At 61.2% G+C, this 18,550-nt stretch carries 19 protein-coding genes; 3 read left to right on the top strand and 16 right to left on the bottom strand.

What is annotated here, in order from left to right:
- Window positions 1–170: 170 nt before the first annotated feature.
- Window positions 171–1,268, bottom strand: a complete 1,098-nt coding sequence (gene aguA, locus ACTG1K_RS20450; RefSeq protein WP_440006556.1) for an agmatine deiminase — start codon at window positions 1,266–1,268, stop codon at window positions 171–173.
- Window positions 1,269–1,424: 156 nt separating this feature from the next.
- On the opposite strand from aguA, the gene ACTG1K_RS20455 reads away from it, so the two are divergent.
- Window positions 1,425–2,378 carry a LysR family transcriptional regulator gene (locus ACTG1K_RS20455; protein ID WP_101529599.1) on the top strand — a complete coding sequence of 318 codons (954 nt, stop codon included), beginning with the start codon at window positions 1,425–1,427 and terminating at the stop codon, window positions 2,376–2,378.
- 68 nt (window positions 2,379–2,446) lie between these two features.
- Here ACTG1K_RS20455 and ACTG1K_RS20460 read toward each other — a convergent pair whose 3' ends face one another.
- Complete coding sequence (locus tag ACTG1K_RS20460; RefSeq protein ID WP_042081487.1) at window positions 2,447–3,013, bottom strand: TetR/AcrR family transcriptional regulator; 567 nt, start codon at window positions 3,011–3,013, stop codon at window positions 2,447–2,449.
- A 199-nt stretch (window positions 3,014–3,212) separates the two neighbouring features.
- Between ACTG1K_RS20460 and ACTG1K_RS20465 the strand changes: the two genes are divergently transcribed.
- Complete coding sequence (locus ACTG1K_RS20465) at window positions 3,213–4,250, top strand: alkene reductase (RefSeq protein WP_160881992.1); 1,038 nt, start codon at window positions 3,213–3,215, stop codon at window positions 4,248–4,250.
- 91 nt (window positions 4,251–4,341) lie between these two features.
- On the opposite strand, the gene rpoS is transcribed toward ACTG1K_RS20465, so the two are convergent.
- From rpoS to putP, 10 genes are all read right to left on the bottom strand, one after another.
- Window positions 4,342–5,325, bottom strand: a complete 984-nt coding sequence (gene rpoS, locus ACTG1K_RS20470) for an RNA polymerase sigma factor RpoS (protein ID WP_005362773.1) — start codon at window positions 5,323–5,325, stop codon at window positions 4,342–4,344.
- Between the two features lie 45 nt (window positions 5,326–5,370).
- Complete coding sequence (locus tag ACTG1K_RS20475) at window positions 5,371–6,441, bottom strand: LysM peptidoglycan-binding domain-containing protein (protein ID WP_440006559.1); 1,071 nt, start codon at window positions 6,439–6,441, stop codon at window positions 5,371–5,373.
- Window positions 6,442–6,450: 9 nt separating this feature from the next.
- A complete protein-coding gene (locus ACTG1K_RS20480) occupies window positions 6,451–7,032 on the bottom strand; it encodes a YqaA family protein (RefSeq protein ID WP_416033907.1) in 582 nt (193 codons plus the stop codon).
- Entirely contained in the window at window positions 7,029–7,646 is a 618-nt protein-coding gene (locus ACTG1K_RS20485) for a protein-L-isoaspartate(D-aspartate) O-methyltransferase (RefSeq protein WP_005335507.1), read from the bottom strand. The genes ACTG1K_RS20480 and ACTG1K_RS20485 overlap by 4 nt, the downstream gene beginning before the upstream one ends.
- A 7-nt stretch (window positions 7,647–7,653) precedes the next feature.
- On the bottom strand, window positions 7,654–8,415 hold the full coding sequence (gene surE / locus ACTG1K_RS20490; protein ID WP_158112834.1) for a 5'/3'-nucleotidase SurE: 762 nt from the start codon (window positions 8,413–8,415) through the stop codon (window positions 7,654–7,656).
- On the bottom strand, window positions 8,396–9,454 hold the full coding sequence (gene truD, locus ACTG1K_RS20495) for a tRNA pseudouridine(13) synthase TruD (RefSeq protein WP_139443360.1): 1,059 nt from the start codon (window positions 9,452–9,454) through the stop codon (window positions 8,396–8,398). Before truD ends, surE begins: the two co-directional genes overlap by 20 nt.
- Window positions 9,454–9,930 carry a 2-C-methyl-D-erythritol 2,4-cyclodiphosphate synthase gene (gene ispF / locus ACTG1K_RS20500; RefSeq protein WP_005335518.1) on the bottom strand — a complete coding sequence of 159 codons (477 nt, stop codon included), beginning with the start codon at window positions 9,928–9,930 and terminating at the stop codon, window positions 9,454–9,456. Before ispF ends, truD begins: the two co-directional genes overlap by 1 nt.
- 146 nt (window positions 9,931–10,076) lie before the next feature.
- The gene (ispD, locus tag ACTG1K_RS20505; protein ID WP_440006562.1) at window positions 10,077–10,769 is read right to left on the bottom strand and encodes a 2-C-methyl-D-erythritol 4-phosphate cytidylyltransferase; all 693 of its coding nucleotides are present in this window, start codon (window positions 10,767–10,769) and stop codon (window positions 10,077–10,079) included.
- Window positions 10,762–11,079, bottom strand: coding sequence for a cell division protein FtsB (ftsB, locus tag ACTG1K_RS20510; protein WP_005335520.1), 318 nt, complete (start codon window positions 11,077–11,079; stop codon window positions 10,762–10,764). Before ftsB ends, ispD begins: the two co-directional genes overlap by 8 nt.
- 208 nt (window positions 11,080–11,287) lie before the next feature.
- Window positions 11,288–12,805, bottom strand: a complete 1,518-nt coding sequence (putP, locus tag ACTG1K_RS20515) for a sodium/proline symporter PutP (protein ID WP_440006564.1) — start codon at window positions 12,803–12,805, stop codon at window positions 11,288–11,290.
- A gap of 326 nt (window positions 12,806–13,131) precedes the next feature.
- Here putP and ACTG1K_RS20520 point away from each other — a divergent pair, with 326 nt between their 5' ends.
- The gene (locus ACTG1K_RS20520) at window positions 13,132–14,025 is read left to right on the top strand and encodes a VirK/YbjX family protein (RefSeq protein ID WP_440006566.1); all 894 of its coding nucleotides are present in this window, start codon (window positions 13,132–13,134) and stop codon (window positions 14,023–14,025) included.
- Between the two features lie 69 nt (window positions 14,026–14,094).
- Here ACTG1K_RS20520 and ACTG1K_RS20525 read toward each other — a convergent pair whose 3' ends face one another.
- From ACTG1K_RS20525 to ACTG1K_RS20540, 4 genes are all read right to left on the bottom strand, one after another.
- Window positions 14,095–15,021, bottom strand: coding sequence for a L,D-transpeptidase family protein (locus tag ACTG1K_RS20525; RefSeq protein WP_440006568.1), 927 nt, complete (start codon window positions 15,019–15,021; stop codon window positions 14,095–14,097).
- Between the two features lie 187 nt (window positions 15,022–15,208).
- Window positions 15,209–16,450 carry a mechanosensitive ion channel family protein gene (locus ACTG1K_RS20530; RefSeq protein WP_167571194.1) on the bottom strand — a complete coding sequence of 414 codons (1,242 nt, stop codon included), beginning with the start codon at window positions 16,448–16,450 and terminating at the stop codon, window positions 15,209–15,211.
- Between the two features lie 143 nt (window positions 16,451–16,593).
- Entirely contained in the window at window positions 16,594–17,793 is a 1,200-nt protein-coding gene (locus ACTG1K_RS20535) for an acetate kinase (protein WP_005354534.1), read from the bottom strand.
- Window positions 17,794–18,014: 221 nt separating this feature from the next.
- Window positions 18,015–18,485 (bottom strand): YhcH/YjgK/YiaL family protein, encoded by a 471-nt coding sequence (locus tag ACTG1K_RS20540; RefSeq protein ID WP_157162005.1) that lies wholly within the window; start codon window positions 18,483–18,485, stop codon window positions 18,015–18,017.
- Between the last annotated feature and the right edge of the window lie 65 nt (window positions 18,486–18,550).

The following is an 18,550-nucleotide window of genomic DNA, read 5'->3' on the forward strand; positions in this document are numbered from 1 at the left end:
GGGTTTTGAATACCAACCTCAGCTGGCGTAAACCGGTTTACGACCCGTCGCGAGAGGCCGTCAGCAAGGTGAAGAGCAGCGCAGGAACCGGAACGTATAAACATACGTGAGGCTTCCGAGCAGCACATGAGCCTTGATCACGGTCTCGCAGCAGGATCGTCATCCGGTTCTTATTTGCCGGAGGGGATCTGTTGTGTAATGCAGTGAATATTGCCACCGCCCAGCAGGATCTCGCGGGCCGGCACGCCGACCACGGTGTGATCCGGGAAGATCTCTTCCAGAATGCGCTGGGCTTCGCCATCGGTGGCGGCATCCAGCAGCGGATAGACGATGCGATCGTTGGTGATGAGGAAGTTCACGTAGGAACCGGCCAGACGGCCTTCTGCCTCGCGCGGCACACCGGTACCGCTCTCGACACCGGCAGACTCCTCTTCGGTGCAGAACAGCGGGCCCGGCTGGGGCAGCTTCCACACTTTCAGCTTGCGACCCTTGGCATCGACCGCCGCTTCCAGCACCTTGAGGGCGGCCACGGAGCGGGCGTACTGGGGATCGTTCTGATCGTCAGTCCAGTGCAGGGCCACTTCACCCGGACGCACGAAGCAGCACATGTTGTCGATGTGGCCGTCGGTTTCATCCATGTAGACGCCTTCGTCCAGCCAGATAAAGCTGGTGACGCCCAGATAGTCGCGCAGGTAAGCTTCGATCTGCTCTTTGGTCAGGTGCGGGTTGCGGTTTTCGTTGAGCAGGCACTCGGCGGTGGTCAGGCAGGTGCCTTCGCCATCGACGTGGATGGAGCCCCCTTCCAGAATCAGCGGCGCGTCGTAGCGAGCCATGCCGTGCTGGGCCAGCATCTGGGCAGCGACCTCTTCATCCTGATTCCACGGGTAGTAGAGACCGCCCTTGTGACCACCCCAGGCGTTGAAGCCCCAATCCACGCCACGGCACTCGCCGGCCGCGTTGGTAACGATGGTCGGGCCGGTATCGCGGGCCCAGCAATCATCGCTGTCCATTTCGACCAGAGTGACGTGAGCGGGCATGATGGCGCGGGCCTGCTCCATAAACTGGGCTGGTACACCCATAAAGACCGGGGTGGCACCGCCGATGGCATCGGCCACCTTGGCGAAGGTCTCTTGCGCGAAGCGACCAGCTACGCGCCAGTTGTCCGGACGAAACGGCCAGATCATCCAGACGGCCTGCTGGTGCGCCCACTCGGCGGGCATGGTGAAGCCGTCAGCGGCCGGCGTGGAGTTAATGGTCTTGATGCTCATCGCAAGGCTCCTTGCATGGATTGAGGCCCCCGTTTACGCCCGATGCGGCGCGGGAACCTTGGAAAAATAAGAGTGGGTCGCAGAGTAAGACGTTGCGCCCCCATCCATCAAATGAATAGGATGGATTGTCCCATAAACACGGCGAATAATCCCCCCATGAAACTGCACCAGCTCGACCTCAATCTGCTGCTCGCTTTTGACGCCCTGATGACGCAAGGGAGCGTCACCCGCGCCGCCGAGGCGCTCTTTATCAGCCAGCCCGCCATGAGCCACTCCCTAAACCGGCTGCGCACCTTTCTCGGCGACCCGCTTTTGGTGCGCACCCCGCAGGGGATGCTGCCGACCCCGCGCGCCCAGCGGCTGCACCTCGGGGTGCAGCAGGCGCTGCGGCTGCTGGAGCAGCAGCTCTTGGAGGAGGAGGAGTTCGAGCCGAGCCAGTCGAAGCGGCGCTTCGTGCTCTGCACCACAGATTACGTGGAGTGTGTGCTGATCCCGCCGCTGATCCAGCGCCTCAGACGGCTGGCGCCGGGGGTCACCATCGAGATCCGCATCCTGCGCGACACCCTGCCCGAAGCCGAGCTGGCGAGCGGCGAGATCGATCTGGTGCTGGGCTTTGACGAGTACATGCAGGTGCCGGGGTATCTCGGCAAAGAGACCTGGCTCACCGAGCCGCTGGCCGGGCTGGTGCGCGCCGATCTGCCCATTGCCAAATCGGCCCCCGCCGGCGCCGAGGATGATCCCTCCCGATGGCAGGAGCGCATCACCCTGCAGCAGCTCATCGCTATGCCCCATGTGTTCCACTCGCCCCTTGGCACCTCGGAGGCGAGCCTAGACCGCTATCTGAAGAGTCAGGGCTTTAGCCGCACCATCTCGGTCAACAGCCAGAGCTATATGTCCGCCGCCGCCATTGTCAGCCAGAGCGATCACCTGCTGGTGCTGCCCAGCATGGTGGCCGAGCTACTCGCCACCCACTGGCCGCTGAAAAGCCTGCCGCTGCCCGAAGACGTGCCCGACTACCATCTCAACTGCGTCTGGCACCCCGTGCATGCCCAGCAACCGGCACTGGTATGGCTGAAAGATTTGATGAAGGAGCTGGTGGGGCCGAGGTAAGGCGGAGTTCACCTCCCGAAAACAACAGTGGCTCCCGAGGGAGCCACTGTTGTTTCTGCGGTATCGCGTTACGCCCGCAGGGCCCGCATCAGCTGGGCGACTACGTCGTCGAGCAGGGGGCGATCGGGGCGACACTGGGCGAAAGTGACCAGCCCTTGCAGGTTGATCAGCAGCAGGGCGGTGAGGGTGTGGATATTGCTATCCGGGGCCAGCTCGCCCTTGGCCTGCGCCTGCGTCAGCAACTCGGCCAGATCCTGCTCCAGCTCGCCATAGATCCCCTTGACCCGCTGGGTCAGCTCCTCATCCTGCTCGCTCAGCTCCATCATGGTGCGGGTCACCAGACAGGAGCCGCAGAGCGCCTCCCCCACAATCCGGTCGAGATAGGCCGCAAGGCCCGCCAGCGGGCTCGGGTTGTCGAGCAGGGAGCGGCGCTGGGTGCGTTTACCCTCGACATAATGATCCACCGCCGCCAGCAGCAGGCCGCGCTTGTTGCCAAAGGCGCCGTAGATGCTGCCCGGGTGCAGGCCGGTGGCAGCCACCAGCTCCTGCATGGTGGTCTTGGCATATCCCTTGGCGCGAAACGCTTCCATGGCATTTCGCAGTACCTCGTCCCGATCAAACTCGGCTATGCGCATGGTTCCTCCCGTGGGAAATGGTTCACCGGCAAGGAGCAACAGGGCCCGCCGATAAAGAGTGGCTGGAAAGGGCGGCAAGTTTACCCCAGCCGCCCGCTCGGGCCAACCTTCTTGAACGCGCATTCAAAAAAAGCTTGCGCCCGACGCAAAAAACGTCTTGAATGCACGTTCAAGAATAACCCGTTCAGGACAACCTATCATGAATACCCTGTTTCAGCCGTATCGACTCAATGACACTCTGACCCTGGCCAACCGTTTCATGATGGCCCCGCTCACCCGCTGCATGGCAGGCCCAGGTCTGGTGCCGACCGAGCAGATGGCTGCCTATTATGGCCGCCGCGCCGACATCGGCCTGATTGTTTCCGAGGCCGTCATCATCCGCCCCGACGCGCAGGGCTACCCCAATACCCCGGGCCTCTTCACCCAGGCGCAGATCGATGGCTGGAAAAAAGTGACCAGCGCCGTGCACGCCAAGGGTGGCAAGATTTTCGCCCAGCTGTGGCACGTCGGTCGCCTCTCCCACCCCTTCTTCCATCAGGCTGAAGTGCTGGCTCCCTCTGCCGTGGCGCACGAGGGCACAGTGCCCCGCATGCGCGAGCTGACCTATCAGGTGCCGCGCGCCCTGACCGAGGCCGAAATCGCCCAGCTGGTGCTGGATTACGCCCAAGCCGCTGCCAACGCCATCGAGGCGGGCTTTGACGGGGTGGAGATCCACGGTGCCAACGGCTACCTGATCGACCAGTTCCTGCACCACTCCACCAACCTGCGCACCGACAACTACGGTGGCAGCCCGGAAAAGATGAGCCGCTTCGCGCTGGAAGTGGTCGATGCCATCAGCGCCCGTATCGGCGGTGATCGGGTTGGTATTCGCCTCTCCCCGGGTGCCTATGTCCATCTGGCGGGCAGCCCGGAAGATCGCGCCGTGTTCGACTACCTGCTGGGCAAGCTCAACGATCGCCCACTGGCCTATATCCACCTCGGCATCTTTGATGACAACCTCACCTTCGATTATCTGGGTGGCCGCGCCTCCGACTATCTGCGCGCCCACTACAAGGGCAATCTGGTCGGGGTGGGCAACTACGACGCCGAGCGCGCCGCTGCGGCCATCGAGGCCAACCGCTTCGATCTGGTGGCCATCGGTCGTCCGCTTATCGCCAACCCGGACTACCTCACCAAGGTGAAGAAGGGAGAAGCGCTGGTGCCCTACGCCGACACCATGCTGGCCGAGCTGGTATAACCGCGAAGCCATCGCCAGACGACAGGCAATAAAAAACGAGGGGAGCTGTTGCTCCCCTCGTGCTATCTGGCTGATCAGCTGGTGCGGATGATTAATTGGTACGAAATAGCGCCTCGATGGAGAGCCCCTGGCTCAGCAGGATCTCCCGCAGACGACGCAGCCCCTCCACCTGGATCTGGCGCACCCGCTCGCGGGTCAGGCCAATCTCGGCTCCCACATCCTCGAGGGTAGCCGGCTCGTAGCCCAGCAGACCGAAACGACGGGCCAGCACTTCCCGCTGCTTGGGATTGAGCTCTTCCAGCCAGTGGACAATGCTGCTGCGCATATCATCTTCCTGTGACTCCAGCTCAGGCCCCATGCCGCGCTCGTCGGAGAGCACATCCAGCAGCGCCTTGTCGCGATCGCCACCGATGGGGGTGTCCACCGAGGTGATCTTCTCGTTGAGCTTGAGCATGCGATTCACATCGTCCACCGAACGATCCAGCGCGAAGGCGATATCCTCGGCGGTCGGTTCATGATCGAGACGGTGAGAGAGTTCGCGCGCGGTGCGCAGGTAAACGTTTAACTCTTTGACCACATGAATGGGCAGACGGATAGTACGGGTCTGGTTCATGATGGCCCGCTCGATGGTCTGGCGGATCCACCAGGTAGCATAGGTAGAGAAACGGAAGCCGCGCTCGGGGTCAAACTTCTCGACCGCGCGGATAAGACCGAGGTTGCCCTCTTCGATGAGATCCAACAGCACCAGGCCGCGGTTGTTGTAACGGCGGGCGATTTTCACCACCAGTCGCAGGTTGGACTCGATCATGCGCTTGCGGGCGGCTTTGTCACCCCGCAAGGCACGACGGGCGTAGTAGACTTCCTCTTCGGCAGTGAGCAGCGGGGAGAAACCTATCTCCCCCAGATAGAGTTGCGTGGCATCCATCACCTTGTTCAGCTCAGGTGCCAGCAACTCATCGGAGATAATATCTTCCGCCTCGGCGGCTACCTCCTGCAACTCTTCTACCTCGTGAGATTCGGGTTCAGCGTCAAACTCTAACTCTGCATCCTGCATTACCAGTTGTTCTTGGCTCATGGTGTGTCTCCCTGACGTTACCAGAGTAAGACGGTCTCTCTGGGGTTAACGCTTTGGCAAATAGCTCATCGGATTGATCGACTTGCCTCTGTACCGGATCTCGAAATGCAATCGCACATCCGGCGCGTCCGTGCTACCCATGTTGGCAATGACCGAGCCCCCCTTGACGCTGTCCCCTTCCTTCACCCGCAACTCGTCGTTGTGTGCGTAAGCGGAGAGATAGTCATCATCATGCTTGAGGATAATCAGCTTGCCGTACCCCCTTAAAGCACTGCCAGCGTATACCACTTTACCGCTGCTGGCGGCGTAGACGGGTTGCCCCTTCTGGCCAGCTATGTCGATCCCCTTGTTACCCTGTTCTGCAACAGAGAACCCCTCGACAATCCGGCCTTTTGCGGGCCAGTGCCAAGCAAGTCTCGACTGGGAGTTGTTTATTTTTTGTTCTTTGGACTGAGCGTATTCCTTCGGTGCTGCCGGAGCAACGGATTTCTGAGAGATGAACGGCATGGTCTGACCAGATCCACTCGGCTCGGCCAACGGACGCGGACCGCTGCTCGGACGGCTCACGGCCACCGGCGTCACGGTTGCCGGACGAGTCGCAGCCACCATCTGGGTCGAACCACCGCCTGCGGTCTGGACATTGAGCACCTGACCCGGTTGCAGCGCATAGGGGGCGCTCAGGTTGTTGCTCTGGGCCAGCGCCTGCGGTGTCATGCCGAACTGGCGGCCAATGCTGCTCAGGGTATCGCCGCGGCGCACCTCATAGGTACCGGCACTGCGGCTGCTGCCAACACTGGCGCTGGAACCATCGAGTCGCAGTCGCTGCCCCGGATAGATGTTGTAGGGCGGGCTGATATTGTTGAGGCTGGCCAGCGACGGCACGTCGTTGCCGGAGTTGAAGGCGATGGAGTAGAGGGTATCGCCCCGCTTCACCACATAGCTGCCGCCCTGAATGGGGGCGCTGACCTGGGCACCGCTTTGGCGAGCCGGAATGGTCGAGACAAACTGCCCCTCATCAACACCATCTACCGGAGCTGCATTTTTACTGGAGGAGCAGGCAAGCAGCAGCCATGACAACACCACGACACTGCTTCCTTGCCAAATACGCGAACGCATAATGGATCCTTAACGACTAAACCAGAAATAGGCCACCACGGCCAGACCAATACAGAGCCAACCGAGCACATCAACATAGTGCATCAGTTTGCGTTCCATCTTCTCGCCACCCCAGCGCATCAGGCCCGCCACCAGGAAAAAGCGCATGCCACGACCGATGAGGGAGGTGATGATGAAGGGCAGCAGAGCCATTTGCAACAACCCTGCCGTCACGGTAAACACCTTGTAGGGGATAGGGGTGAAGCTGGCAATGAAAATGACCCAGATCCCCCACTGCTCAAACCAGTTGCGAGCAATCTCGATCTTGTCCTGATAGCCCACAGACTCCACCAGTGGCAGCACGACCGGATCCCACAGGGCATAGCCAAGGGCATAGCCAAACAGGGCGCCCAACACAGAGAAGACGGTAGCCAGCATGGCGTAGTGCCACGCCTTGTGGGGCTTGGCGAGCGCCATAGGCGCCAGCATCACATCCACCGGGATCGGCCAGAATACCGACTCGATGAACGCGGTGATGGAGAGATACCAGGGGGCATGCTTGTGGCGAGCCCACTGCATCACCAGTACGTACAAACGGGAAAACAACTTCACTCAACATCTCCGTCAATCAGGGGAACAAAACGTACCGGCTCCAGAATACGGCTGGTCAGCTGGGATCCGGATCGTTCGATCAGTTGCAGGGTTTGCTGGCTGTCACCCACGGGCAACACCAGTCGGCCCCCTTCGGCCAGCTGATCGGTGAGTGCCGTCGGGATCTCGCTCGCCGCGGCCGTCACCAGAATGGCATCATAAGGCCCCTTGTTGGGCCACCCCAGCCAGCCGTTGCCGTGCTTGGCCGAGACATTGTGCAGATCGAGCTGGCGCAGTCGGCGTCGGGCCTGAAACTGCAGCGACTTGATCCGCTCCACGGTATACACATGCTCCACCAGATGGGCGAGGATCGCCGTCTGGTAGCCCGAGCCAGTGCCAATCTCCAGCACATGGGCCGGATTGTTTTGCATCAGCAACTCGGTCATTCGCGCCACCATATAGGGCTGCGAAATGGTCTGGCCGTGGCCAATGGGCAGGGCGGTGTTATCCCACGCCTTGTGCGCCATGGCCTCGTCCACGAACAGCTGGCGCGGCACTTTCGCGATGGTCGCCAGCACGCGAAAATCGCGAATATCCTGCGCAATGAGCTGATTTAACAGGCGCTGTACTATCACACCACCCTCATCCCTGCAGATCTAACCAGGCCCCCAGACCGGCGAGACTGTCATAGGCAGTCATATCGATGGTCAGGGGGGTAATCGAGACATAGCCCTGCTCGATGGCAGCAAAATCGGTACCGTCACTGGCATCCTGCTGGCTACCGGGGGGGCCGATCCAGTAGATGGGCTGGCCACGGGGATCCTCGGTGCAGATCACCGACTCCGCCCGGTGGCGATTGCCAAGGCGGGTGGTCTTGATCCCCTTGATCTGCTCGAGGGGCAAGTCCGGCACGTTGACGTTGAGGATCTGATCGGCAGGCAGGGGGTGTTTCATCAGCCCCTTCACCAGCAGGGCCGCATAGTGGGCCGCCGTGGCGAAGTGGGTCTTGCCCACCAGCGAGATGGCGATGGAGGGGTAGCCAAGATGGCGCCCCTCGGTGGCCGCGGCGACCGTGCCCGAGTAGATGACATCATCCCCCAGGTTGGCACCGTGGTTGATGCCGGCCACCACCATGTCGGGTTCAGGACGCACCAGCTCGTTGACCGCCAGATGCACGCAGTCGGTCGGCGTGCCCTTCACCGCATAGCTCTCGCCCCCATTAAAGCCGTTTTCTGCAATGCGGGTAACCCGCAGCGGTACTTCCAGCGTCAGGGAGTGACTCGCGCCGCTGCGGTTGCGATCCGGCGCCACCACAATGACCTCACCGCAGGCGCGCAGCGCCTCGCTGAGGGCACGAATGCCCTCGGCATGCACACCATCATCATTACTGACCAGAATTCGCATCGGTCTGATTCCTGAAACCGTGATCGGCCTCTTCGGCCTGCAATAACTCGCGCACCACGCTGGTGGCAAACGCGCCCGCCGGCAGGAAGAAGGAGAGGGTCAGCGCCTCACCGTCCAGCTGCCAGCTCATCTGCTCCGGCTTGAGCAGCAGCGGGCGCCTGTCCTGATCCAGCCCGGCTTTCTCCAGCCCGTCACACCAATCGCTGTAAGGAGCCAGCACGCCCTGTTCGAACTCGGCAGCGGCGCCCTGACTGGCCAGGCGGCCACGGCCCCACTGGGGCGCGGTAAGCTGCACGTCGCCGGAGGCAAGACGCGCTTCCAGCTCGGGGGTCACGCTCTCTTCGCTGAAGATGGAGTGGCTGCCCTTGAGCATCACGCAATCACCGGCCAGCAGCTGATGAGCCAGCCCCTGCTCGATACGGGCGCTGACAATGGCGTTGAACAGCATGCTGCGGGCGGCAGAGAGGTAGAGGGAACGCTTGTTGCGATCCTTGATCCGCTTGCCGGCAAACATCGCCTTGGCAGCTTCCAGGTTGTTGCCATCGCGGCCAAAACGCTGTTCACCATAGTAATTGGGTACGCCCTGAGTGGCGATGGCCTGCAGGCGCGCTTCCAGCCCGTCGGCCTGTTCCAGACCGGTGAGACGCAGGGTGAAGTGGTTGCCCTTGAGGTAGCCGACCCGCAATTTGCGGTTGTGACGCCTGGCTTGCAGGATCTGGATGCTGTCGCTCTCGATAACCGACAGGTCCGGTTCGGCCTTGCCCGGCAGGTGAATACCAAACCACTGCTCGGTCACCGCATGGCGATCCTTCAGGCCCGCCCAGGTCACCGCATTGCGGTTGACCCCGGCCGCATCGGCTAGCAGACCCGCCACCCAGGCGGTGTTCTCGCCGGTTTTGCGCACCCGGACGAAGATATGCTCCCCTTCCCCGCAAGGCTCAAACCCGAGATCTTCATTGACCACGAAATCGGCGGCCTCGGCCTTGAGGATACCGCGGGCGGTGGGCGCCCCGTGCAGATAGGCAAGTTGTTCCAGCATTATTGTTTCACCAGTAGGACGACGGCTTCGGTGGCGATCCCTTCCTTGCGCCCCGTAAACCCAAGCTGTTCGGTGGTGGTCGCCTTGACGTTCACCCGGTTCAAATCACATTGCAGATCGGCGGCCAGCACGGCGCACATGGCGTCGATATGGGGCGCCATTTTGGGGGCTTGGGCGATGATGGTCACATCCAGGTTGCCGATGGCATAACCCGCCTTCTGTACCCGGGCAAAGACATCCCGCAGCAGGATGCGACTGTCGATCCCCTTGAACTCGGCAGCGGTATCGGGGAAGTGGCGACCGATGTCACCGGCACCGATGGCCCCCAGCAGGGCATCGCTCACCGCGTGCAGCACCACATCGCCGTCAGAGTGGGCAACCAGCCCCTGCTCGTAGGGAACCGGCACGCCACCCAGCATGCAGGGGCCAACACCACCAAATTTATGGACATCAAAACCATGACCAATGCGCATCATCAGCGGCAACCTCCCAACATGCTGAAACCAACCCCATCAATTTTGTGTACGTCCACACCATGTCCAATCCGGATCATGCTAACTCCTTGTTCGGGCCTGTTTGTTCGAGACACTCTGCTCTGAACGGTCTGTTCTGACTGAGGGGCTTATGCCTGCTGGCTTAAAAACAGCCCCGCCAGCGACAAATCTTCCGGCCGGGTCACTTTGATATTGTCGGCGCGCCCCTCCACCATCCGCACCGTGAATCCGGCCCGCTCCATGGCGGAGGCCTCGTCGGTGATGGTGGCGCCCAGCAGCAACCCCTCTTCGAGCGCCCGTTTCAGGGCTCGGGTCGGGAACATCTGCGGCGTCAGGGCATGCCAGAGCTGCTCGCGCTCGACGGTGGCGATGATATTGCCCTCCCCATCGGAGCGTTTCATGGTATCGCGCACCCGACTGCCGAGAATGGCACCGCCGCAGTTCATGGCCGCGGCAATCAGCGCATCGAGATCGCCGTGAGTCAGACAGGGACGGGCCGCATCGTGCACCAGCACCCACTCCCCTTGCGCCACATGGAGACCATTGAGGACGGAAAAGGCGCGCTCGGCGCCTCCCTCTACCCGAACAATTCGCGGGTCGGCCGCCACGGGCAGGGCCTCGAACCAGCGGTCATGGGGCGCCAGCGCCACGATCACCTGGGCGATTACCGGGTGGGAGAGCAGCCGCTCCAGGGTATGTTCGAGAATGGTTTTACCCGCCAGTTGCAGGTACTGCTTGGGGCAATCGGCCCCCATTCGGCTGCCGATACCGGCGGCAGGGACGATCGCCGTCAGGCCGGATATCCGGCTGGCATCAGTCATCGTAGGGCTCATCGTCCGGCGCTGTCTCTTTGTCTTTCTCTTTGGGGATGATCCGGTAGAAGGTCTCCCCCTGCTTGATGTAACCCAGATCGTTGCGCGACAACTCCTCGATGGCCTCGAGGCCAGAGGTGAGATCATCTATCTCGCGGTAAATGAGGTCGTTACGATCCTTGAGAGTCTGGTTGTCCCGCTGTTGCTGCGAGATGGCCTCCGACAGGTTCTGATAATCGGATAGCCCGTTCTTCCCCAGCCAGAGGTCATATTGCAGTCCCCCCAGCAGGAGGATCAGGATCAGGGTGAATAGCCGCATGCACTAGGTCTCCTTCAGGCGGCCTAGTGTCCCATATTCGGTGCCAAGACAAAAGAAAGCGAGCACCCGGGAGCCACTGGCCGAACATAAAAAAGTGCCCAAGAGTGAATCAGATAGCACAAAGCCCCGCCAAACCGGTGCAAGGATGGCCAACTAGGGCGCTCCTTGTCCGGGGGCGGGGCTCTCAATCAGAAAGCGGTAAGGGGGATCAGTTCACCGCGACCGGCTCTCCCGTGCTCTCGGCCGGAGTGTTGTACTCCTCCTCGGCATCGCGGAAACGCTCCAGCATCGCTTTTGAAGGCGCTTCGCCTAGCAGGCTGCCCACTACGATGGCCAGCAGCGCAAACAGGAAGCCCGGGATGATCTCATACAGCCCCAGCCAGCCGAACTGCTTCCAGACGATGACGGTGATGGCACCGACCAGCATGCCCGCCAGGGCGCCGTTGCGGGTCATTCGCGGCCACAGCACGGAGAGCAGCACCACGGGACCAAAGGCGGCACCGAAACCGGCCCAGGCGTAGCTCACCAGCCCCAGCACCCGGTTTTCCGGATTCATGGCAACGGCGATGGCAATCACCGCGATCAGCAGCACCATCAGGCGCCCCACCCATACCAGCTCACGCTGGGAGGCGTTCTTGCGCAGGAAAGGCTTGTAAAGATCCTCGGTGATGGCGCTGGAGCAGACCAGCAGCTGGCAGCTTAGAGTGCTCATCACCGCCGCCAGAATGGCGGAGAGCAGCACACCGGCGATCCAGGGGTTGAACAGGATCTTGGAGAGCTCGATAAAGACCCGCTCCGGGTTGCCGGTCACCCCAGCCGCCACTTCCGGGAAGCGGGCGAAATAGGCCAGCCCGAAGAAACCGATGGCCACCGCGCCAGCGAGGCAGAACACCATCCAGGTCATGCTGATACGGCGGGCATTGGCCATGGAGTGGTGGGAATCCGCCGCCATGAAACGGGCCAGAATGTGGGGCTGACCAAAGTAGCCAAGGCCCCAGGCCATTAGCGAGACAATGGCGATCACATCCAGATTCTTGAACATGTCGAGGTTGGTAGCGCTCTTGGCGGCCACCTCGATCATGGCGCTGTCCACCCCGCCGACGGCGATGATGACGAAGACCGGGGTCAGGATCAGGGCGAAGATCATCAGGGTCGCCTGCACCGTATCGGTCCAGCTCACCGCGAGGAAGCCGCCGAAGAAGGTGTAGGTAATGGTGGCGGCGGCACCGACCCAGAGGGCGGTGTTGTAATCCATGCCGAAGGTGCTCTCGAACAGACGGGCACCGGCCACCACGCCGGAGGCGCAATAGATGGTGAAGAAGAGCAGGATCACCAGCGCCGAGAGAATGCGCAGCACCTTGCTGTGATCTTCAAAGCGGTAGGTGAAGTAGTCCGGCAGTGTCAGGGCGTTGCGGTTCTTCTCGGTATGTACCCGCAGGCGACCCGCTACCCAGCGCCAGTTGAGGTAGGCGCCGATGACAAGACCGATGGCAATCCAGCTCTCGGAGATGCCGCTGACGAAGACGGCGCCGGGCAGCCCCATCAGCAACCAGCCGCTCATGTCGGAGGCGCCGGCGGAGAGAGCGGTCACCCAGCTCCCCATTCGGCGGCCGCCCAGAATGTAGTCATCAAAGTTGCGGGTGGCACGATAGGCGACGAAGCCGATCAACACCATCCCGAGGATATACACCAGGAAGGTGATTAACATGGGTGTGCTAGCTGTCATGCAAAACTCCGTTTTGTGTCATTTTCTGCCCGCTCTGGTGACGGGCTCATCCCTAAAAAACCGGCCTAGCTTAATCAGCCGTTCGCGCCAGCTCAACCACTTTTAACAAACACAAAACACAATAAAAACCTTTGCGCATCAAATCATCTGCCGCATCAAGAGGATGGCGCCAGATTTCCTGCCGTGGCCGTGACGGCCATATCGTCGCAACGGCAGCTATTGAGCGTTATGTTTTCACATTTTGTTACTATCCATTTTTTTACAAGCCAGCGCCCCGCTCCTACACTCCCCGCCCTGTCTCATCACACCAGTCAGAGGTCGGCACCATGTCATCTCATCTGTCACACCTGCGAACCCTCGCCCGCCGCCTTCATCCGGTGGAGGAGTCGGGTCATCTCATCCGACGGGCCAAGTATGTGGGGCGTCTCTGGCTCAATCCCGGCGCCCGTGCCCTCTATCGCCAGCAGCAGGAGCAACCGCTGCTGGCGCAGGCGATCAGCCGCTTTCCCGATATTCTGGAAAAGCCGATCCACCCCTATCGCCACAAGGGGCTCCGCAAGCGCCTGCGAGCCGGGCTTATCAGCGGCCACTACCAGCAGCTGGCACGTCAACTGCCCAAAGCGCAACAGCTGGCAATCTACAGCGGGCGCGGCCTGCTGCTGGCCCAGTGGCAGAGCGACAAGCTGACGGCCCCCCTCACCCTGCAACTGGATTACCAAACCCACATGGGCAAAGAGGGGGAGATGAGCCTGACCCTCAAGCTGGGTGACGCGGTGCTCTATTACATGGCCCTCAATCTGCGCTGCGAGCCGCAGCCCACGCTGGAGATCTGTTCGCTGCAAGGGGGCAAGGGGCAGAGCGAGGAGATCAAGCTGGTCACCAAGGCGTGCGGCGGGCTGCGCCCCATGTCCCTGCTGGTCTATATGGCCGCCGAGCTGGCCCGGGGGTTGGCGTGCAAGAGCCTGCTCGGGATCCGCACCCAAAGCCACGTCTATCAGAGCAGCAAACGCACCGCCGATCGGGTCAAGTTCGACCTCGACGGCTTGTGGCAGGAGCATCAGGGCTGTGTGCAGGATGAACTCTGGATGAGCCTGCCGCTGGAGGTGCCCCGCAAGACGCTGGAGGAGATCCCCTCCCGCAAGCGGGCCAGCTACAAGACGCGTTATCAGCTGCTCGATCAGCTCGGCAGCGAGCTGCAGACAAATCTGCTGCGAAGCTGAGTCAACCTAGCAGAAACAAAAAGGGCGAACAGCATGCTGTTCGCCCTTTGTCGTAACGGGGATTTGCCGTTAGCGGTTGATCGCCATCGGCATGCCGTTGCGCTGCTCCAGCGCCTGCTTCACCAGTTGGGAGTCGCTGTCGGCGTGGGCAATGAAGCGGGTCACCGCCGGAGTCATCGGCAGCGGTGCCGGCAGCTTGGAGTTGAACTCCTCTTCGCTGCGCGACAGCGGCTGATGCACTTCCAGATAGCGGACACCGTTGGGCTCGAGAGAGGCCTTGATCGGCTGGTTGACGAACTGGACGCGGGTACCTACCGGTACCTGCTTGAACAGGTAGGCGATGTCGTCGTTGCGCAGACGCACGCAACCGTGGCTCACCCGCAGGCCGATGCCGAAGTTGGTGTTAGTACCGTGGATGGCGTACATCTTGCCGATGTAGAGGGCAAACAGACCCATGGGGTTGTCAGGGCCGGCCGGCCATACCGCAGGCAGGCTCTCGCCACGGGCGGCGTATTCGGCATGCATCTTGGCGGTCGGGGTCCAGGTCGGGCCCGCTTTCTTGCGCTGCACGCTGGTCACCCAGTTTTCCGGAGTATCGGTGCCGAGCTGGCCGATGCCGATGGGCAGCACTTCCACCACTTTTTTACCCTTGGGGTAGTAGTAGAGGCGCATCTCGGCCACGTTCAGCACAATCCCTTCACGGGGTGCATCCGGCAGGATCAGTTGCTGGGGGATCACCAGCTTCTCGCCGGTCTGTACCAGCAGGGGATCCGCATCGGGGTTGGCTTCGGTCATGTTGGTGAGCCCCAGCTGGAATTTGGCCGCAATGGCCTCCAGCGGCTGGCCGTTCTCTTCGGCCGGAACCACATATTCCAGATTTTCCCCTACCAGACGGCTGTTGGCCGCAGGCAGAGCATATTCAACAGCGAAAACCGGCGCAGCGGTCAGCAGCAGGCTGTAGCAGAGTGTTGCCACACTATTGCGAAGGAGCTTCATAACTTTCCCATGATGATGACTTGAAGTGACGTCTCTGGGCTGGCAGCTGATCAAGAGGGGATCAGGGGCGCGAAGAGAAGGCCGCCATTTTTCTCCTCTGCACGGCAAATTTCAACTGACAAGTGGCGACGGGTCGATGATTAATATGCGGTTTTTTCCACGACCTCGACCCGCCCCATTTCCCTGTTTATCCCCGTTGCCAGGCACGCATATCGTAACCTGTGGGAGATTGATGCAACCGCAGATGAAATTGCTCAATGATGGCGAAGATATGGTCGAAAATATCGGCCTGGATTCCTTCGTAATCGGCCCATGCGGTGGTCGCGGTAAAACAGTAAATTTCCAGCGGCAAACCGTCTGACGTGGGTGCCAGCTGGCGCACCATCAGGGTCATGTCCTTGCGAATGCCGGGGTGGGCGCGCAGGTAGGCATCCAGATAGGCGCGCAGGGTGCCAAGGTTGGTGAGGTGACGACCGTTGATGGGGCAGCTCAGGGCATCGCTCAGCTGCTGATTGTAGGCACTCAGCTCCTGCTCCTTGCGGCTGAGATAGGGTGCCAGCAGTTGGGCCTGCTTGAGCTGCAACTGCTCCTCGGCCGTCAGAAAACGCACACTGGTCATGTCGATATTGACGCTGCGCTTGATGCGGCGGCCCCCCGACTCGGTCATCCCCTGCCAGTTCTTGAAAGAGTCGGAGATCAGGGCATAGGTGGGAATGGTGGTGATGGTCTTGTCCCAGTTCGATACCTTGACCGTGGTAAGCCCGATGTCGGTCACCTCGCCATCGGCGCCGTACTTGTCCATCTGCAACCAGTCACCGACGCTCAGCATCCGGTTGGCGGAGAGCTGGATCCCCGCCACCAGCCCGAGGATGGGATCCTTGAACACCAGCATCAGCACTGCGGTCATGGCACCCAGACCGCTGAACAGGAACAGCGGCGACTTGCCGAGCAGCAGGGCGATCATCAGGATGCCCACCAGAATGCTGCCTACCAGCTTGGCCCCCTGGAAGATGCCGCGCAGGGGCAAATCCCGACCAAGACGGGTGTAACGGCTCACCGACAACAGGCAGTCGAGCAGGGCGAAGAAGGCCAGCAGCAGGAACAGCAAAATCCAGAGCTGGGCCACCATCTCGATAAGTTTCAGGCTATCCGATTGGCGGGGTAGCCAGATCTCCGCCTGACCGAGCAGCACGGCCCCCTGCAGCACAAAGGCGAGCCGGTTGAAGAGGCGCTGTTGCAGCTGAGGCGGCAGCCACACCTGCTTGGCCTTGCCGAGGATCCCCACCAGCCGGACCAGCAGTACCCGGTGCAGCGCCATGTGCAGCAGCAACGAGGTGATGACGATAAAGCCCAGCGCGATCACCAGCGCCATCATGCTGGTCACTTCCACCCCAAGGCCCGACAACCAGTTAAAAAACACCTCTTTCATTGCTCTCTCCCGAACCGGGCAGCCCGCAGGCTGCAAAAACAGTGGTGGTCAGGGTACCGCTCCCCTCCCCCATGTCAAATAACGGGTCGCCACAAACGACAACGCCCGGCACAGGCCGGGCGTTGTTTCAAAGCGAGGCTGACTTAGCAGACCAGGCTCAGGGCATCGCGAGCGATGACCAGCTCTTCGTTGGTCGGGATCACCATGGCGCAACGGCTGTCGGCGGTGGTGATGCGACCTTCGCCACCCAGTACCGCGGCGTTGTTGGCCTCTTTGTCCACCTTGAAGCCGAACAGGGCCAGACGGTTCAGCACCATCTCGCGCACCATGGCGGCGTTCTCACCGATACCGCCGGTAAAGACCACGGCGTCCAGACGACCGTCCATCGCAGCGGCATAGGCGCCGACATACTTGGCCACACGGTAGGTGAAGACATCCAGCGCGCGCTTGGCACCGGCGTCGGTGGCGTAGTTGGTGGTGACGTAGCGGCAGTCGCTGCTCGCTTCGGTCATCCCCAGCAGACCGGACTCACGGGTCAGAGTGTGGTTGATCTGCTCCACGCTGTATCCAAGCTGGTCGTGCATGAAGAAGACCACGGCCGGATCAATATCACCGGAGCGGGTACCCATCGCCAGACCTTCCAGCGGAGTCAGGCCCATGGAGGTGTCAACGGATTCGCCGTTCTTGATGGCGCAGACAGAGGCACCGTTACCCAGGTGGCAGTTGATGATGTTCAGCTCATTCAACGGCTTGCCCAGCTCTTTCGCGGCTTCTTCCGCGATGTAGCGGTGAGAAGTACCGTGGGCACCGTAACGACGGATGCCGTGTTCGCGGTAGAGCTTGTGCGGCAGCGCATAGAGGTAGGCCTCTTGCGGCAGGGTCTGGTGGAAAGCGGTGTCGAACACGGCCACGTTCTTCTCGGACAGCTGCGGGAACACTTTCAGCGCGGCGCGAATACCGATGAGGTGCGCCGGGTTGTGCAGCGGGGCGAACGGAATGGCGGCTTCGATACCGGCGATCACGCCGTCATCGATACGCACGGAACGGGAGAACTGCTCGCCACCGTGTACGATTCGGTGACCGATGGCCACCAGTTGCTCGGCAAGAGTCGGATCCTGCGGCAGGATGTGACCCACGATATGGTCGAGGGCCTCCTGGTGAGCGGCACCCGCTCCCAGCATGGCTTCGCCCTTGACCCCGTGGAGTTTCCATTTGATACGTGCATCATCCAGATTGAAGCATTCGGCCAGGCCGGACAGCATGTCCTCACCTGTTTCGGCGTCCATTACGGCAAATTTCAGGGAAGAGCTACCGCAGTTAAGGATCAATACCAACTTGCTCATTTTCTACATCTTCCTGTGCTTCGGCTTTATGCCGACAGTGTCGTGTCATCCAAAAGAGGATGGGATTCCCCTGCCGGGGGCTTATGGTCGCAGGAGGGTGCGTCCAATTTTTCAATTCTTGCTCTTGAAAGAGTGATCGCAACTTGTGGTGCGTATCACTGGTTTCAATGCTTGCGAGTCTCAACGCATCAGCTGCGCAGGGCTCGCCTCAATGGGAGTACTCAGGCGATAGCCAGCAGATCCTTGTGTACCTTGACAACCAGCTTCTTCACCCTGGCGGGCTGGTTGAAGGTACAGAGCGGGCGGTGCAGCTCGCCCGGCCAGAAGATGGCGAAATCGCCCGGTTGCAGCGCCAGATAGCTGGTCTGCTCGTCCTCGACAAACCAGAGGTCGGGATGGGGATGGTCGGCGCCGTCGCTCACGTAGTCGTGGGGGCCCACACCTATCCACTCTTCACCGCGCAGCAGCAACTGGATATCGAGATACTGCTGATGGAATTCGCCACGGCGATCCGCGGCTGGCTCGGTCAGATCCTCGCTCACCAGACAGAACAGGTTGAGACCATCGATCTCGGTCTTGCCGAGCGGAGCGTCACCCCAGTGAGCCACGCTCTTCACCACCTCGGCCATGATGCGGGCCAGCGGGGCGGGCAGCGGCGTTCGCTGCAGGGTGTTCAGGCTACCGGTGATCATGGCGTCTGTTTCCTGTTAGGTATATCTGGGCGGCATCTTTGCCAGCCAATGAAAAAGGACCTGTG

This window comes from Aeromonas sp. 102P (assembly GCF_051920345.1).
Taxonomy (GTDB): domain Bacteria; phylum Pseudomonadota; class Gammaproteobacteria; order Enterobacterales; family Aeromonadaceae; genus Aeromonas; species Aeromonas veronii.

What these genes read in the sequence shown, in the direction of transcription:
- ftsB (WP_005335520.1), bottom strand. Translation starts at nt 11,079, where the DNA reads ATGCGGCTATTCACCCTGATCCTGATCCTCCTGCTGGGGGGACTGCAA.
- ACTG1K_RS20530 (WP_167571194.1), bottom strand. Translation starts at nt 16,450, where the DNA reads ATGAAAGAGGTGTTTTTTAACTGGTTGTCGGGCCTTGGGGTGGAAGTG.
- ACTG1K_RS20455 (WP_101529599.1), top strand. Translation starts at nt 1,425, where the DNA reads ATGAAACTGCACCAGCTCGACCTCAATCTGCTGCTCGCTTTTGACGCC.
- truD (WP_139443360.1), bottom strand. Translation starts at nt 9,454, where the DNA reads ATGCTGGAACAACTTGCCTATCTGCACGGGGCGCCCACCGCCCGCGGT.
- ACTG1K_RS20525 (WP_440006568.1), bottom strand. Translation starts at nt 15,021, where the DNA reads ATGAAGCTCCTTCGCAATAGTGTGGCAACACTCTGCTACAGCCTGCTG.
- putP (WP_440006564.1), bottom strand. Translation starts at nt 12,805, where the DNA reads ATGACAGCTAGCACACCCATGTTAATCACCTTCCTGGTGTATATCCTC.
- rpoS (WP_005362773.1), bottom strand. Translation starts at nt 5,325, where the DNA reads ATGAGCCAAGAACAACTGGTAATGCAGGATGCAGAGTTAGAGTTTGAC.
- ispF (WP_005335518.1), bottom strand. Translation starts at nt 9,930, where the DNA reads ATGATGCGCATTGGTCATGGTTTTGATGTCCATAAATTTGGTGGTGTT.
- ACTG1K_RS20535 (WP_005354534.1), bottom strand. Translation starts at nt 17,793, where the DNA reads ATGAGCAAGTTGGTATTGATCCTTAACTGCGGTAGCTCTTCCCTGAAA.
- ACTG1K_RS20465 (WP_160881992.1), top strand. Translation starts at nt 3,213, where the DNA reads ATGAATACCCTGTTTCAGCCGTATCGACTCAATGACACTCTGACCCTG.
- ACTG1K_RS20475 (WP_440006559.1), bottom strand. Translation starts at nt 6,441, where the DNA reads ATGCGTTCGCGTATTTGGCAAGGAAGCAGTGTCGTGGTGTTGTCATGG.
- ACTG1K_RS20460 (WP_042081487.1), bottom strand. Translation starts at nt 3,013, where the DNA reads ATGCGCATAGCCGAGTTTGATCGGGACGAGGTACTGCGAAATGCCATG.
- ispD (WP_440006562.1), bottom strand. Translation starts at nt 10,769, where the DNA reads ATGACTGATGCCAGCCGGATATCCGGCCTGACGGCGATCGTCCCTGCC.
- ACTG1K_RS20520 (WP_440006566.1), top strand. Translation starts at nt 13,132, where the DNA reads ATGTCATCTCATCTGTCACACCTGCGAACCCTCGCCCGCCGCCTTCAT.
- aguA (WP_440006556.1), bottom strand. Translation starts at nt 1,268, where the DNA reads ATGAGCATCAAGACCATTAACTCCACGCCGGCCGCTGACGGCTTCACC.
- ACTG1K_RS20540 (WP_157162005.1), bottom strand. Translation starts at nt 18,485, where the DNA reads ATGATCACCGGTAGCCTGAACACCCTGCAGCGAACGCCGCTGCCCGCC.
- surE (WP_158112834.1), bottom strand. Translation starts at nt 8,415, where the DNA reads ATGCGAATTCTGGTCAGTAATGATGATGGTGTGCATGCCGAGGGCATT.